Below are 14,554 nucleotides of genomic sequence, written 5' to 3'. Positions count from 1 at the left end.
GGAGAACCGCATGGCAGACGTCAAACTCACCCAGGTCCGCAAATCGTTCGGAGAGATCGACATCATCCGCGGCGTGGACCTGGACATCAAACACGGCGAGTTCGTGGTGTTTGTCGGCCCCTCCGGTTGCGGCAAGTCCACGCTGTTGCGCGCCATCTCGGGCCTGGAAGACATCACCAGCGGAGAGCTGCGCATTGGTGAACAGGTGATGAACCATGTGGACCCGTCCAAACGCGGCATTGCCATGGTCTTCCAGAGCTACGCGCTGTACCCGCACATGACCGTGCGCGAAAACATGGGCTTTGCGCTCAAACACTCCGGTGTGGCCAAGGCGGAGGTCGCCATCAAGGTGGACGCCGCCGCCAACATCCTGGGCCTGGGCCCGCTGATGGACCGAAAACCCAAGGCCCTGTCGGGTGGGCAGCGCCAGCGTGTGGCCATTGGCCGCGCCATCGTGCGCGACCCACAGGTGTTTCTGTTTGACGAACCCCTCTCCAATCTGGACGCCGAGCTGCGCGTGCACATGCGCATCGAGATTGCGCGCCTGCACCGCGAACTGGGCAGCACCATCATCTACGTGACGCATGACCAGGTGGAGGCCATGACGCTGGCCGACAAAATCGTGGTGTTGCGCGCCGGTGTGGTGGAGCAGGTGGGCGCGCCGCTGGAGCTGTATGACAACCCGGCCAACACCTTTGTGGCGGGCTTCATCGGCTCGCCCCGCATGAACTTCTTCGACGGCACAGTGACGGGTCACAACCGATTCAACGGCGTGAACCAGTGCCAAGTGGCCCTGGCCGGCTTTGACAACACCGTGGTGACCCTGCCGCTGGACGGCAACCTGCCCGCTGTGGGCACCGAGGTGTCGGTGGGCGTGCGGCCCGAACATTTCCAAGAAGGCGGCAGCACCACGCTGCCCGTCAGCATCGACATGCTGGAGCATTTGGGCGGCGAGACCTTTGTGTACGCACGCTCGGCCAGTGGTGTGATGGTGGTCATGGAAAGCAAACACGGTCGCAGTCTGCGCTCGGGCCAGACAATGGACGCCCACTTTGACGCGGCCAAGGCCCTGCTGTTTGACAAGAGCGGCCAGCGCATCTACTGCAACTGAACATGCCCACCCACGCGCCCGAGGCCTCTGCCGCATTCACCGTTTTGCACGGCACCCACAGCAGTGTGGTGCTGGAGGTGCGCCCGCATGAGGCGCCGCTGTGGCGCTACTGGGGCCCGCGCCTGCCGGACCACTGCGTGCCGCTGGCGCCGCTGCGGGACGGCCGGGCCATCCCGCCCAGCAGCATGGAGTTGGACCAGCCGCTGACCGTGGCCCCCACCTTTGGCGTGGGCTGGTATGGCCAGAGCGCGCTGCTGGCGCACCGCGGCGGGCAGCAGTTTGCGCAACAGTTCAACAGTTGCAGCATCAACACCCTGGAGCCCGGCCAGCGCATCGCCATCCACCTGACGGACAGCGTGGCCCAGCTGCGCCTGGTGTTGCACCTGGCGCTGGACGTTAACGACGTGCTGCAGCTGCGCAGCGAGTTGTTCAATGACGGTGCCGACGTGCTGGACGTGCACTGGCTGGCCGCGGGCACCGTGCCGCTGCCGGGCGATGCGCAGGGCGTGCGCTCGTTCGCGGGCCAATGGGCCAATGAGTTTCAACTGCAGGTGGACGCGCTGTCTCGCAGTCTGTGGCAGCGCGAGAACCGGCGCGGCCGCACCTCGCACGACAGTTTTCCGGGTGCGGTGGTCACCACGCCCGGCGCCACCCCGCACACGGGCACCGTGTATGGCGCGCACCTGGCCTGGTCGGGCAACCACCGCCAGGCCATTGAATGGCTGCACGATGGGCAGTACCAATGGCAAATGGGCGAATGGCTGGCGCCGGGCGAAGTGCGCCTGGTTGCGGGTGAATCGCTGCAGACGCCCACGCTGTTCGCCAGTTGCTCCACGCAGGGCCTGAACGGCCTGGCCGCCAACTTCCACGCCACGGTGCGCAGTCGCCTGCCCTGGCCCGGCGGGCGCATGCGCCCGCGCCCTGTGCACCTGAACACCTGGGAGGCGGTCTACTTTGACCACCGTACCGAGGACATCCGCGCGCTGGCCGCCGCCGCCGCCAGCGTGGGCGTAGAGCGCTTTGTGCTGGACGACGGCTGGTTCCAGGGCCGGCACAGCGACCAGGCCGCGCTGGGCGACTGGTGGCCCGACCCGGCCAAGTACCCGCACGGCCTGCAGCCGCTGGCCAGCTATGTGAATGAACTGGGCATGGAGTTTGGCCTGTGGGTGGAGCCCGAGATGGTGAACCCCGACAGCCAGCTGTTCCGCACCCACCCCGACTGGGCGCTGCAGCTCGAAGGCCGCCCCCTGCTCACCATGCGCAACCAGCTGGTGCTGGACGTGGCCCGCCCCGAGGTGGCGGACTACCTGTTCACCCAGCTGGACACCCTGCTGCAGAACGTGCCCATTGCCTACCTGAAGTGGGACATGAACCGCGACCTGACCACCGCAGGCAACGCGCTGGGGCGCCCCGCGTACCGCAGCTTTGTGCACGCGCTGTACGCCCTGCTGGACCGGGTGCGCGCCGCCCACCCGCAGCTGGAGATTGAAAGCTGCGCTTCTGGCGGCGCCCGGCTGGACCTGGGCGTGCTGGCCCACACCCACCGCGTGTGGACCAGCGACTGCAACGATGCACTGTCGCGCGTGGCCATCCAGCGCGGTGCGCTGCAGTTTTTGCCACCCGAAATTCTGGGCGCCCACATTGGCCCCGCGCCCGCGCACACCACGGGCCGCAGCCAGAGCCTGAACTTCCGCGCCGGCGTGGCACTCAGCGGCCACCTGGGCATAGAGGCCGATGTGCGCCGCCTGAGCGACGAGGAGCGCATGGCGCTGGGCCGCTGGGTGGGGCTGTACAAGCAGCTGCGCAACCGCCTGCACACCGGACAGGTGTGGCTGGGCGAGGCCGGCGACGGCGTGCTGTGGCAAGCGCATGGTGACGCCCATGCCAGCGAGGTACTGCTGCTGGTTTACCGCACCACGCCCACCAGCCACCGCAACACGCCACCGCTGCGCCTGCCCATGCTGCGCCCGGCCGCGCACTACACCATCGAACGGCTGGACCCCACGCCGCCCGACGGGAGCAGCAGCCCGCTGAACGACGCAGCCCTGGCCGCCGGGGCCCAGCAGGCCCTGCCGCCCACCGCGCACGGCGCCTGGCTGGCGGCAGTGGGCCTGCCGCTGCCGCGCATGAACGCGGAGAGTGCGTTGATCTACCGGTTGCGGCTTGTTCCACCATAAAAGTCGCGGCAATTTTCAAAACTTGTTATAGGCCATGCACCTGGTGCATCAACACGCAAGTTTCGGAACGAGGTGTCGACTGAGCTTCTGATCCGCGTCCTGACGCGTGAACGTCCACCCGATGGTTCGCTGAGCAGCGTTGTGGGCCTGCTGCCAAGCTTCAGCCTCGCGTTGCAGTCGGCGTCGGCATTCAACACGCCGGTCCAGGCATTGACGACTGAGGATGCCGATCTTGAGTGGATGTTCAGGTTGTCGATCACCAGATGAACGCGGCGAGCCTTGGCATGCATGTGGGTCAACAGGACGTTGACGAAGGCCACAAAGTCGGTCTTGCAGTCTGATGGCACGCAGCCCGCGCTGTATCCGCATGTAAAACCCCGCCTGAACAGGCCGATGGCTCTCCCAAACGGGGGATGGCGCTCTCCCATGTTGGGGATGCCGCGGGGGTGGGCGGCTCGCACACTGAACGCGGTTGTTTCCCATGACGCATCGGGCTTCATGCGGATCGATCGCCCATCCCCCATCACCGAGGAGTCGCCATGGCCAAGTCACCCCACCCGAGCGCGGACAGCAAGGCCCGCACCACCACCTCGCCCATTCGCCCCACCGCCGCTGCGGCGGTGCGTCTGGACGCCGATTTTGATGCCGCCGAATCGGCGGTCATCGGCAAGCTCGGCGCCGCGCGCCTGGCGGCCTTGAGCGGTGCGCCGATCAAGCGCCTTGCCGGTCAGCCGGTGGCCGATCTCAAAGCCAGGCTGGGCCATGTGCTGGACCCGCGCTGGCTCTTCATGCAGCGGGTGTGCGGCAAGGTGGTGCGCACCGACGCGACCACGGGCCGCGTGATGCCGGTGCCGCTGGCCACCGTGCAGGTGGAAGACACCGACTGTTCGTTGTTCGCCTACCACCCCATGGGTTCGCAGTGGAGCTGGCTGTTTCCGTTCAACTGCCGGCGCGAGGTGATCGCCACCGTGAAGACGGACGCGTGTGGCAACTTCTGCGTCTGGATTCCGCGCTTCGACATCGACTGGGTGCTGCGCTGGCGCACGCTGCGGCTGTGCTTTCCGGTGCTGTTCGAGCGTCCGAACTGGCGCGAGCTGCTGGACGACCTGCGCGAGCGCATGCCGGTGCTGACCGAGCGCGGCCCGCGCGGGCCCATCCCCGGGCCGGACCCGGCACCCGACTTCGCGGCCTTGCGGCGCATGGCCGCGATGAGCGATTCGCGCGCCGCCGAGGCGCTGGCCCGCTTCGAGGCCCTGCCTGGCGCCGCGTTTGGCGAAGACACCTCGGCGCTCGACCAGGCGCTGGACGCACCGGCGGCGCTGCGCATGGCGCCGCCGCTGCCGGCCGATTTTCTGGCCGATACCGAGGGAAAGAAGGGGGTGCTGTCGCGCGTGGCGCTGGACAGCGTGGCCGCGCAGCTGCGGCTGGACCCCCAGGCGTTCGAGGGTTTTGACCCGCGGCACTGGATCGGCCCGATGCGGCGCTGTGTGAACGTGCGCATGCCGGAGTGGGTGCCCATCATCGACGTGCCCGACATCACCTTCCGCGTGCTGCAGGACGTGGACGGCGACGGCGTGGAAGAGGTGATCTACGGCGAGAGCCACTTCGACGTGCGCTGGAACGCCGGCAACTTGCCCTTCGTGACGCTGGAGGCGGACCCGAGCGCCCGTGTGGCGCCCGACTGTTTTCCCGACGAGCAGATTCCTTGCGGCAACGCGCCCGCCATCGTCATGGCCGGGCGCCTGCCGCTCACCGGCGACCCGACCACCTTCGACAGCGCCATGGGCTACAACCTGCGCACCAACCGCCCGCACCCGTCGGGCACCAGCGTCGATGCCTTGCCCAACCCGGCCGCGCGTTCCCCGGCCTACGGCAAGCTGTCGCTGCTGGGCTGCCACCGCACGCACCCGCAGGCCACGCACTACCGCGTGCTGTACCGCCACCGCGCGCCGGGCAGCGCGGCCTTTGGCCCGCAGACACCTTTTGTCGGCGTGAGCTGGTGGCTGTACCGGCTCAATGGCGCCGGGGTGGGCGAGTGGCACGCCCCCACCAGCGACGCCAACGGCTGGTACCCGATCAACCTGCCCGCCGGGCCCAACAGCTGGCTGCCGAGCGAACAGCTGTTGCTCGACTGGCCCACGGGTGGCGCCTACCCCGACGGCACTTACGAGCTGGTGCTGCAGGTGGGCCTGCCGCCCGGCAACGTGTTGTCGAGCGCGGCGCCGGTGGCGGTGGTGGTGGACAACCACGCACCGGGCTTCGTGTTCGACATCGCGTGGCGCAAGGCCGGCGATGCCGACTGGTTGCCCATCGGCGGCAACTGCCCGGTGGTGCGCCGCGGGGTTGTGCCGGTGGCGGTGGAATTCCGCGTCACGATGGACGTGCACAGCGAGCACTTCCGCAACGCCTACTTCCACCCGACCGTCTGTGGCAACGTGGGCATGGTGCGCACCGGTGGCAGCGGCGGCGCGGACGGGCCGTTCGGTTTCGAACACTGGCACACCACGGTGGGCGACCAGGGCGGGCTGATGCAGGCGGTGTACACGCTGCCGGCCAATGCCGCCCAGGGCACCTACGGCTTCTTTGCCCGCAGCGTCTCGCGGGCCTTCGACACCAACCAGGTGATGGCGCCACCGACACCGGCCTTCGAATACGAGGCCACGCGCGTGTACCAGGACACGAGCCGCGTGTTCGCGGTGTTCGACGCCAATTGAGAGGCTGAGAGTCTTTCGCTCATGCCCGCTCACCACGCCAAAACGCACCCACTCGGCGTTGCAAATGCGCGCCATAGCCCGAGCTATGGCTGTGCTTTGCGCCTTGATTGGGCACGTTGTGGCGCGTTGCTCGGACATGCTCGAAAAACTCTCAGCCTCTGAGCCTGCGCATGGAACTCGGCTTTGGCCCGGAGCCACCGTGGTTTGAAGCGGTGCTCTCGGTGCTGGCCGTGTGGCGGCTGGCCCGGCTGGTGGCGCGCGAGCGGGGCCCGTTCGACCTCGTCTCGCGCCTGCATGCGGCCGTGGCCGGCACGCCGCTGGCCGACGGCCTGGCCTGCGTGCACTGTCTCGCGGTCTGGCTGGCGGTGTTGCCCGCGGCCGTGCTGGCGCCTGGCTGGGCAGCTTGGCTGCTGCTGTGGCTGGCCGTGGCCGGCGGCGCGAGCGCGGTGGAACTGGCCGTGGGAGAACGATCATGAGCTGTTGTCAACGATCCTCGGTGCCGGCGCCCGACCGCTGGGCCTCTGCAGGTTCGGCGCAGCCGCCGGCGGCTACAGCGACAGTGCCCGAACGCCTGCGCTTCAACGGTGCCCGGGCGCTCAGCCTCCCGGTGGGCCACCGCCGGGTGTTGGCCCGGCCGGGTGAGGAGCTGCAAGGTTTGAGCGAGGCAGAGCGCGAGGTGCTGTGGCGCACCGGGCTGTTCGGGCCGGCGGTTTGAACGCCTTCGCCGTTTACCATCCCCCCATGACCCAAGACACCCAAGACCCGATCCACGAAGACCGCGTGTGGAGCGACGAGCACTGGACCGCGCGCGTGATCAAGAACGAAGACGACGATGGCTGGGCGGTGGCCATGTTCCTGGACGGCCAGGCCGAGCCCGCGCTGGTGGGCCCCTGGACGATGGGGCGCGACAAGAAGAACCCCAAGCCGCTGGACACCAATGCGTTCAACACGCTGGTGAAGACGGCCAAGGAGGTGATCCGCCGCTCCGAGCAGCAGCGCCACGCCGAGTTGAACAAGAACGTGAGCATCACGGTGGGCGGCCAGCGCATCCGCGTGGAGCTGGCCATCGTGCCCGACGAAGAGGGCGCCACCGCCACGCTGCGCGCGCTCAACGAGTTCGACGAAGAGCTGGCCCTGGTGCCCGCGCCGCCGAACTTCCGGCTCAACGCGGCCAGCGCCGAGGCCTGGGTGGTCTCGGGTTTCGAGAAGCCGCGATCATGATCGACGGACTGATCGCCGGCCGCCTGATGGGCGACGCTTCACGCCGCGTGGACAAGGCGGGCCGCGGCTACATCGTGGCGCGCGTGCTGGCGCGCAACAAGGCGGACGAGGAGTTCATCGTCAACGTGATCGCGTTTGACGAGGCGCCCTGCGCGGCGCTGCTGGCGCTGGCCGACGGCGAGGCGCTCACGCTCTCGGGCGCGCTCACGCCCAAGGTCTGGACCGACAAACAAGGCATCACCCGCCCGAGCCTGGACCTGATCGCCACGCAGGTGATGACGGCCTACCACGTGAGCCGCAAGCAGGCAGCGCTGGGTGACGGGCCGGCGTCCGAATAGGGTGAACGGGCCGCAAGTCCGTCCGCAGGTGCGGCCCGGCTCTTGGCGAACCGACACGAGACCTTCATACGCCTGACATCGAAACCCCGAAGACTGCAGCGCTGTTGCAACTGTCTTTGGAGTGTTTTCAAATGGATCGTCGTCTTTTCATGGCCCGCGGGGCCCTTCTTGGGGGTGCCGTGGTGGCGCCAGCGTCGCGTGTCTGGGCGCAGGGCGCCGCTGCTCCCGCCCTCATCACGCGCGATGGCATGCGGCCGCAAATGGCCCATGGCATTCAGAGTGGTGACCCCAAGGCCGACGGCGCGGTGATCTGGACCCGCAGCGACCGCCCAGCGCGCCTGTGGCTGGAGTGGGCCACCACCGCGAGTTTTGCCAACGCCACCCGCGTGCGTGGCCCGCACATGCTGGAAGACAGCGACTTCACCGGCCGCGTCGACCTGACCCGGCTGCCCGCCGGCCAGGAGATCTTTTACCGCGTGGTGCTGCAGGACCTGCACAACGAGCGCGTGCTCTCGGAACCCCTGCAAGGGCACCTGCGCCTGCCGCCGGCGGCCACCCGTGGCCGGGCCATGCGCGATGTGCGCTTTGTCTGGAGCGGTGACACGGCCGGGCAGGGCTGGGGCATCAACGAAGCCTGGGGCGGCATGAAGATCTACGAGCAGATGCGCAAGACCAACCCGGACTTTTTCCTGCACTGCGGTGACACCATCTACGCCGACGGCCCGATCAGCGCACAGGTGAAGCTGGCCGACGGCAACCTGTGGAACAACGTGGTGACCGAAGAGGTGAGCAAGGTCGCCGAAACGCTGAACGAGTTCCGTGGCCGCTACCGCTACAACCTGATGGACGCCAATGTGCGCCGCATGGCGGCCGATGTGCCCCAGATCTGGCAGTGGGACGACCACGAGGTGGTCAACAACCACTCGGACGCCAAGGACTTGAGCGACGACAAGCGCTACACCGAGAAGAACGTCCCGCTGCTGGTGGCGCGGGCCACCAAGGCTTTCAACGAATTTGCCCCAATGCGCCGCACGGCCGATGTGGAGTCCGAGCGCGTGTACCGCCACCTGCCGCAGGGCCCGCTGCTCGATCTGTTCGTGGTGGACATGCGCAGCTACCGCGGCCCCAACACCGCGAACCTGCAGACCCGCGAAAGCGCCGAGACCGTCTTCATGGGCAAGCCGCAACTGGACTGGCTGCTGGACGGGCTCAAGCGCTCGAAAGCGGTCTGGAAAGTGATCGCCGCCGACATGCCACTCAGCCTGCACGTGGCCGACGGCAAGGAAAAATGGGAAGCCATCGCCAACGGCGAAGACGGCGCACCCAAGGGCCGGGAGCTGGAACTGGCCGGTCTGCTGCGCGCGATCAAACAGGCGGGGATCCAGAACGTGGTGTGGCTCACCGCCGACGTGCACTACACCGCGGCCCACTACTTCGATCCGGCCAAGGCGCGGTTCAGTGACTTCTCGCCGTTCTGGGAGTTTGTCTCCGGCCCGCTGAACGCCGGCGGCTTCGGCCCCAACAAGGCCGACACCACGTTTGGCATGCAGGTGGTGTACCAGAAGGCGCCCACCGAGGTGAACGCACCGCCCACCAATGGCCTGCAGTTTTTCGGCCAGGTCGACATCGACGCCCGGACGCGCGCGATGACGGTGACGCTGAAAGACCTCGCGGGGGACTCGCTTTACAGCAAGACGCTGGCGCCGCAGCCAGCACAGAAACAGGGGCAGCGCAACCGGGTTTGACGCTGCTCACACAAAAAAACCGCGGCCCGCCACCCTGGGGTCCATAATGGGCCTGCGCGGGCGATCAAGCCCGCGCGCCTTCCAGGTGATCGGTCAGTTTCGCGCGCTACGGCGGCACACTCGGGTTTGTTGAGCTTTCGGGACCCCATCGCTTTTGTGTTTCTGTTTTTTTTCGGAGTCCCTATGGGCAATAAACTTTACGTCGGCAACCTGCCGTACACGGTGCGTGACGAAGACCTGCAACAGTCTTTCAGCGAGTTCGGCTCGGTCACCAGCGCCAAAGTCATGATGGAACGCGACACCGGTCGCTCCAAGGGCTTTGGTTTCGTCGAAATGGGCAGCGATGCCGAAGCGCAAGCCGCCATCAGTGGCATGAACGGTCAGTCGCTGGGTGGCCGCAGCGTCACGGTGAACGAAGCCCGCCCGATGGAGGCACGTCCTCCCCGCACCGGCGGCTACGGCGGCGGCGGTGACCGCTCCGGTGGTGGCGGTTACGGCGGTGGTGGCGATCGCTCCGGCGGTGGCGGCTACGGCCGCGGCGGCTACTAAGCCCTGCGAATCCGCCGTCTCGGCCCAGCGCTGAGACCAGCCAAGAGGCTTCGGAACTCCGGTTTCGAAGCCTTTTTTCTTGGGGCGCTTGCCACAGCGTCGGAGAAGCGTGGACCCTGAACGCTCGCATCGGGCCCATGGTGTGCTGCCGAAGACGGGACCGAATCACCGGGGCCGTGCCGTTGAAGCGGCTGTACGCACCGGTCGTCGGTGCACCGCACGGGGCCAGGACAACGCCGGACGGTTGGTGGGGGTGGTTCATAGAATGGGCACTTTTTTCACGAAAGCAGGATTCGAGATACCCCTGATGCCGCGTTCCTCCGCTGCCCAACCGATGGTTCACGATGCCCTGTCGCGCAGGACGCTGATGTACCGCCTGGGCGCGGGGCTGTTGCTGCCCGCACTGCAGGCCTGCGGCGGCGGTGACGATGCGGGTCTGGGTGACGGAGCCGGCGTCGGTGAAGCGACGTTGAAAAGCACCAGCGATCGCGGGTTGGCGGCCCCGGCGGCCACTGGCGGTTTTGCCCACCCCGGGGTCATGCACAGCGCGGCCGATCTCGCGCGCATGAAAACCCAGGTGGACAACGGTGTGTCGCCCTGGACCAGTGGCTGGAATGCGCTCACCGACAGCGGCCGCTCGCAACTGGGGCGGGAACCTGCGCCCCTGGTCACGGTGGTCCGTGGTGGAGACGGCGAAAACTTCCGCGCCATCGTGGAAGACGTGCAGCGTGCCTACCAGTTCGCGTTGCGCTGGAAGGTGTCGGGCGACACGCGCTATGCCGATGCGGCGGTCGCGTATCTGGACGCCTGGTCGTCCACCATGACCACGCTCACGGGCAACGCCGACCGCTTTCTCGCCGCCGGCCTGTATGGCTACCAATGGGCCATGGCCGGTGAATTGATGCGCGGCTATGCCGGCTGGTCCAGCACCGGGCTGAAAGCGATGCAGGACCTGTTGCTGGCGGAGTTCCAGTCCAAGTGCTCGGATTTTCTGGACAACCACAATGGCTCCAACATCACCAACTACTGGGCCAACTGGGACCTGATTGCCCTGTGCGGCCAGATGGCCATCGGCATCTTCTGCGACCGCCGCGACATCTACGACAAGGCGCTGGACTACTACCGGAACGGCCGGGGCAACGGTGCCGCGGACCACAGCGTCTACTGCGTGCACCCGGGTTATCTGGGCCAGTGGCAGGAGCTTGCCCGCGACAACGGACATGCCACGCTGAGCGTGGGTCTGAGCGGCCTGCTGTGCGAGATGGCCTGGCTGCAGGGCGATGACCTGTACAGCTACCGCAACAACCGACTGCTGGCGGGCGCGGAGTATGTGGCCAAGGCGCAGCTGACCGACAGCAACGGCGTTTACTACACGCTGCCTTTTTCCCGCTACGTCAACCGGCAGGGCACGTTCACCCAGGTCTCCGAGTCGGGCCGGCCGCATCTGCGCCCCATTTGGGAGTGCCTCTACAACCACTACGCCAACCGCAAGGGCCTGTCTGCACCCTACGTGCGTCGCATGGCGGAGCGGTTGCGCCCGGAAGCGAACCAGTGGGGCGGCGACACCCCCAGTTTTGGCACGCTGACCTTCTCGCTCCCGCCCGCGAGCGCGGCCGTGGCGCCCAGCGGGCTCACGGCCTACGTCACCGATGGAAAGGTGCTGCTGTCCTGGTGGGGCAGTGCCCTGGCCACGTCGTATCTGGTGCAACGCAGCGCGTCGGCCAACGGCACGTTCACCACCGTTGCCACCCTGGGCAGTGACGCAACGCGCACCCATACCGACAACCCGGGCACGGGCCAGTGGTTTTACAGGGTATGCACGGTGCACGGCGGCCAGACCCTGGTGGGCGCTGACCGTGCGGGGGTACAACTGGCCAACACCCTGCGGCTCGACATGACGCTGAACCAGACCTCGGGCACCAGCGCCGTCGACACCAGCAGCGGCGCTCGCCATGGCAGCCTGATGGGCAATGCCAGTTGGACAGCAGGCCACATCGCCGGCAACTCCCTGGCCTTCAACGGCAGCTCCAGCCATCTCGCGCTGAGCACCGGCCTGGTGGAGGATCTGGGCGACTTCACCATCGCACTCTGGGTGTACTGGAACACCGCCGTGACCAACACCCGCATCTTCGATTTCGGCAGCAGCGACATCAGCTATATGTGCCTCATCCCCAGGGATGGCAGCGGCAAGATGAGCTTTCGCGTCACGGGCACCACCTACTTTGGAGAACAAGTCATCTCACACACGGCGCCATTGACCACGGGCACCTGGGTGCACGTGGCCGTGACCCTCAAGGGCCGGCTGGGCACGCTGTACGTCAATGGCGTGGCGGTGGGGTCCAACCCGGAGATCGACTTGGCGCCCTTCCAACTGGGCTCGACCCACCGGAACTGGCTGGGTCGCTCGCAGTATTCGGGGGACCCCTATTTCAACGGCAAGATGCAGGACCTGCAGATCTTCAGCGTTGCGCTCACCGACAGCGACGTTGCTGCGTTGATCGCCGATCTTCCTGGTGGACGCCCCCGGCGCAGAGTTCCGTGCCCAGGCGTGAGCACCACCGGAGGCCTTAGCACCGTCTCCAAGCCAGAGTGCAGATCCCTGCCGCGGTAGACGGCGCAGCACTCAAGCGACACCGCGCCTCTGCGGCGCTCACGGGTCAGGGGAGTCTTGGTGCGCCCTCGTTTCCGACCCGCTCAACACTCCACGATGGCCTTGATCACTCCGGCGGACGGGTCGAGCAGGTTCTGGAACTGGGTCGGCACGTCCGCCAGTGCCAGGCGGTGGGTGTTCAGGCTGGCCGGGATCAGGCCCGCGCGCATGGCACCGAGCACGGTGCTGAAGTCTTCGGTGGTGGCGTTGCGGCTGCCCAGCAGCGTCATCTCGCGCTTGTGGAATTCCGGGTCGGAGAAGGTGATGTTGGCACCCACCACCGAGATCAGCACGTAGCTGCCGCCGTGGGCCACGAAGCGGAAGCCGCGCTCCATGGCCTGCGGGTTGCCGGTGGCGTCAAACACCACGTCGAAGAACTCGCCGTTGCTCAGCTCGGAGAGTTGCGCCTCATCGCCCTCGCCAAGCATCACGCCGGCGTGGATGCCCAGGGCGCTGGTGCAGAAGTCCACCCGGTCCTTGCGGCCGTCCAGCGCGGTGACGGTGGCGCCGCGCAGCTGGGCAAAGATCATCGCGGCCATGCCGATGGGGCCGGCGCCCACCACCAGCACGCGCTGCCCCGCATGCAGGCCCGAGCGCCGCACGGCGTGCGCACCGATGGCCAGGAACTCCACCATGGCGGCCTGGTCGAGCGACACGCCTTCGGCCTTGTGCACGAAGGCCTGGGGCACAGTGAGGTATTCGGTGAAGGCGCCGTCGCGGTGCACGCCGAGCACCTGGATGTTCGTGCAGCAGTTGGTCTTGCCCGCGCGGCAGGCGATGCAGGTGCCGCACGACAGGTAGGGCATGACGTAGACCGTGTCGCCGGGGCGCAGGACGCTGTCGGCCGGAGCGGCTTCAACGATGCCCGAGAGCTCGTGGCCCATCACGCGCGGGTAGCTCAGGTAGGGCTGTTTGCCGGTGAAGATGTGCAGGTCGGTGCCGCACACGCCCACGCGCTTGACGCGCAGCAGCACGTCGTTGGTACCGCGTTCGGGCATGGGGCGGTCCTGGGCCAGCAGGGTGCCGGGGGTTTCGCAGACAACGGTCAGCATGGTTTTCCTTGGGTTCAATCGATGTTGTGTTCTGAAAGCTCGCTGCGCGTGGGCAGGCCTTCCATGTCGCCGATCACCTGCAGCGCGAGCGAGGCGATCCAGTTGGCGCGCTTTAGGGCCTGGGGCCATGAACGCCCTTCGAGCTGGGCACTGATGATGCCCACGGCAAACGCGTCGCCGGCGCCCACGGTGTCCACCACCACCGGCACGGGCACGCCGGGCACCTGGCCGTGTTCACCGCTGGCGGTGTGGAAGTAAGCGCCCTCGGCACCCATCTTCACCACCACGGCTTTGGCACCCCGGTCGATGTACCAGGCAGCGATGTCGGCGGGGGTGCTTTGGCCCGTGAGCAGCCGACCTTCCTCGATGCCGGGCAGCACCCAGTCGGCGTGGCGGGCCAGGTCGTTCAGGGTGTCGCGCATGGTGGCCGTGTCGGGCCACAGGCGGGGGCGCAGGTTGGGGTCGAACGAGACACTGCGGCCTGCGGCGCGCAGGCTCTGCATGGCGTGCGCGACCACCTCGCAGGCCGCGGGCGACAGCGCGGGCGTTATGCCGGTGGCGTGCAGGTGGCGGGCGCGCAGCGCGTAGGCGGTCGGCAGGTTGGCCAGCCCGAGCTGGCTGGCGGCGGAGTTGCGGCGGTAGTACTCGATGGCCGGGTCGCTGCCGTCCAGGCTGCGCGACTTGAGCATGAAGCCGGTGCTGCGGTTCGGGTCCACCTCCACCTGCGAGGTGTCCACGCCTTCGGCTTCGATGGCCTCGCGCACATAGCGGCCGAACGAGTCGGCCCCGATGCGGCTGACCCAGCCCACGCGGAAGCCCAGGCGGGCCAGACCGATGGCCACATTGCTGTCTGCGCCGGCCAGCCGCTTGCTGAAGGTCTGCACCTGCTCCAGCGGCCCGGACTCCTGGGCAACCAGCAGCGCCATGGTCTCGCCCAGTGTCAGGACATCGAGTGGCTCGGGAGCTGCCGTCACTGGACTACCCTCCGTGCTGCGCA

The 14,554-nt window shown here is 67.5% G+C and carries 12 protein-coding genes; 10 read left to right on the top strand and 2 right to left on the bottom strand.

Features of this window, described 5'->3' with window-relative positions; all coding sequences use genetic code 11:
- Positions 1-10 precede the first annotated feature (10 nt).
- From AC07YZ_RS13365 to AC07YZ_RS13320, 10 genes are all read left to right on the top strand, one after another.
- Complete coding sequence (locus AC07YZ_RS13365; protein ID WP_494795092.1) at positions 11-1,111, top strand: ABC transporter ATP-binding protein; 1,101 nt, start codon at positions 11-13, stop codon at positions 1,109-1,111.
- Positions 1,112-1,113: 2 nt separating this feature from the next.
- Positions 1,114-3,288, top strand: a complete 2,175-nt coding sequence (locus tag AC07YZ_RS13360) for an alpha-galactosidase (RefSeq protein WP_226491982.1) — start codon at positions 1,114-1,116, stop codon at positions 3,286-3,288.
- A gap of 539 nt (positions 3,289-3,827) precedes the next feature.
- Positions 3,828-6,002 carry a hypothetical protein gene (locus AC07YZ_RS13355; RefSeq protein WP_494795091.1) on the top strand — a complete coding sequence of 725 codons (2,175 nt, stop codon included), beginning with the start codon at positions 3,828-3,830 and terminating at the stop codon, positions 6,000-6,002.
- A 170-nt stretch (positions 6,003-6,172) separates the two neighbouring features.
- The gene (locus tag AC07YZ_RS13350) at positions 6,173-6,478 is read left to right on the top strand and encodes a hypothetical protein (protein WP_494795090.1); all 306 of its coding nucleotides are present in this window, start codon (positions 6,173-6,175) and stop codon (positions 6,476-6,478) included.
- Positions 6,475-6,717, top strand: coding sequence for a hypothetical protein (locus AC07YZ_RS13345; protein WP_226491985.1), 243 nt, complete (start codon positions 6,475-6,477; stop codon positions 6,715-6,717). Before AC07YZ_RS13350 ends, AC07YZ_RS13345 begins: the two co-directional genes overlap by 4 nt.
- Positions 6,718-6,743: 26 nt before the next feature.
- Positions 6,744-7,223: a hypothetical protein gene (locus tag AC07YZ_RS13340; RefSeq protein ID WP_494795089.1), complete on the top strand. Its 480-nt coding sequence runs from the start codon at positions 6,744-6,746 to the stop codon at positions 7,221-7,223.
- On the top strand, positions 7,220-7,561 hold the full coding sequence (locus tag AC07YZ_RS13335) for a single-stranded DNA-binding protein (RefSeq protein WP_226491987.1): 342 nt from the start codon (positions 7,220-7,222) through the stop codon (positions 7,559-7,561). The genes AC07YZ_RS13340 and AC07YZ_RS13335 overlap by 4 nt, the downstream gene beginning before the upstream one ends.
- 131 nt (positions 7,562-7,692) lie before the next feature.
- Entirely contained in the window at positions 7,693-9,306 is a 1,614-nt protein-coding gene (locus tag AC07YZ_RS13330; protein ID WP_494795088.1) for an alkaline phosphatase D family protein, read from the top strand.
- A 183-nt stretch (positions 9,307-9,489) separates the two neighbouring features.
- Entirely contained in the window at positions 9,490-9,855 is a 366-nt protein-coding gene (gene rbp, locus AC07YZ_RS13325; protein WP_226491989.1) for an RNA-binding regulator, read from the top strand.
- 307 nt (positions 9,856-10,162) lie between these two features.
- Positions 10,163-12,466: a LamG-like jellyroll fold domain-containing protein gene (locus tag AC07YZ_RS13320; protein ID WP_494795087.1), complete on the top strand. Its 2,304-nt coding sequence runs from the start codon at positions 10,163-10,165 to the stop codon at positions 12,464-12,466.
- Between the two features lie 83 nt (positions 12,467-12,549).
- On the opposite strand, the gene AC07YZ_RS13315 is transcribed toward AC07YZ_RS13320, so the two are convergent.
- Together AC07YZ_RS13315 and AC07YZ_RS13310 are read right to left on the bottom strand one after the other, a co-directional pair.
- Complete coding sequence (locus AC07YZ_RS13315; RefSeq protein WP_494795086.1) at positions 12,550-13,557, bottom strand: zinc-binding alcohol dehydrogenase family protein; 1,008 nt, start codon at positions 13,555-13,557, stop codon at positions 12,550-12,552.
- Positions 13,558-13,571: 14 nt separating this feature from the next.
- Positions 13,572-14,531 (bottom strand): sugar kinase, encoded by a 960-nt coding sequence (locus AC07YZ_RS13310; RefSeq protein WP_494795085.1) that lies wholly within the window; start codon positions 14,529-14,531, stop codon positions 13,572-13,574.
- Positions 14,532-14,554 lie beyond the last annotated feature (23 nt).

This window comes from Hydrogenophaga sp. GW101-3F08 (assembly GCF_059424585.1).
The sequence above is the reverse complement of the archived record's forward strand: the minus strand, read 5'-3'. Positions and strand labels throughout refer to the sequence as shown.

Bases quoted from the DNA above. Each gene is read 5' to 3' on its own strand.
- AC07YZ_RS13365 (WP_494795092.1), top strand. From the start codon at position 11: ATGGCAGACGTCAAACTCACCCAGGTCCGCAAATCGTTCGGAGAGATC.
- AC07YZ_RS13360 (WP_226491982.1), top strand. From the start codon at position 1,114: ATGCCCACCCACGCGCCCGAGGCCTCTGCCGCATTCACCGTTTTGCAC.
- AC07YZ_RS13355 (WP_494795091.1), top strand. From the start codon at position 3,828: ATGGCCAAGTCACCCCACCCGAGCGCGGACAGCAAGGCCCGCACCACC.
- AC07YZ_RS13350 (WP_494795090.1), top strand. From the start codon at position 6,173: ATGGAACTCGGCTTTGGCCCGGAGCCACCGTGGTTTGAAGCGGTGCTC.
- AC07YZ_RS13345 (WP_226491985.1), top strand. From the start codon at position 6,475: ATGAGCTGTTGTCAACGATCCTCGGTGCCGGCGCCCGACCGCTGGGCC.
- AC07YZ_RS13340 (WP_494795089.1), top strand. From the start codon at position 6,744: ATGACCCAAGACACCCAAGACCCGATCCACGAAGACCGCGTGTGGAGC.
- AC07YZ_RS13335 (WP_226491987.1), top strand. From the start codon at position 7,220: ATGATCGACGGACTGATCGCCGGCCGCCTGATGGGCGACGCTTCACGC.
- AC07YZ_RS13330 (WP_494795088.1), top strand. From the start codon at position 7,693: ATGGATCGTCGTCTTTTCATGGCCCGCGGGGCCCTTCTTGGGGGTGCC.
- rbp (WP_226491989.1), top strand. From the start codon at position 9,490: ATGGGCAATAAACTTTACGTCGGCAACCTGCCGTACACGGTGCGTGAC.
- AC07YZ_RS13320 (WP_494795087.1), top strand. From the start codon at position 10,163: ATGCCGCGTTCCTCCGCTGCCCAACCGATGGTTCACGATGCCCTGTCG.
- AC07YZ_RS13315 (WP_494795086.1), bottom strand. From the start codon at position 13,557: ATGCTGACCGTTGTCTGCGAAACCCCCGGCACCCTGCTGGCCCAGGAC.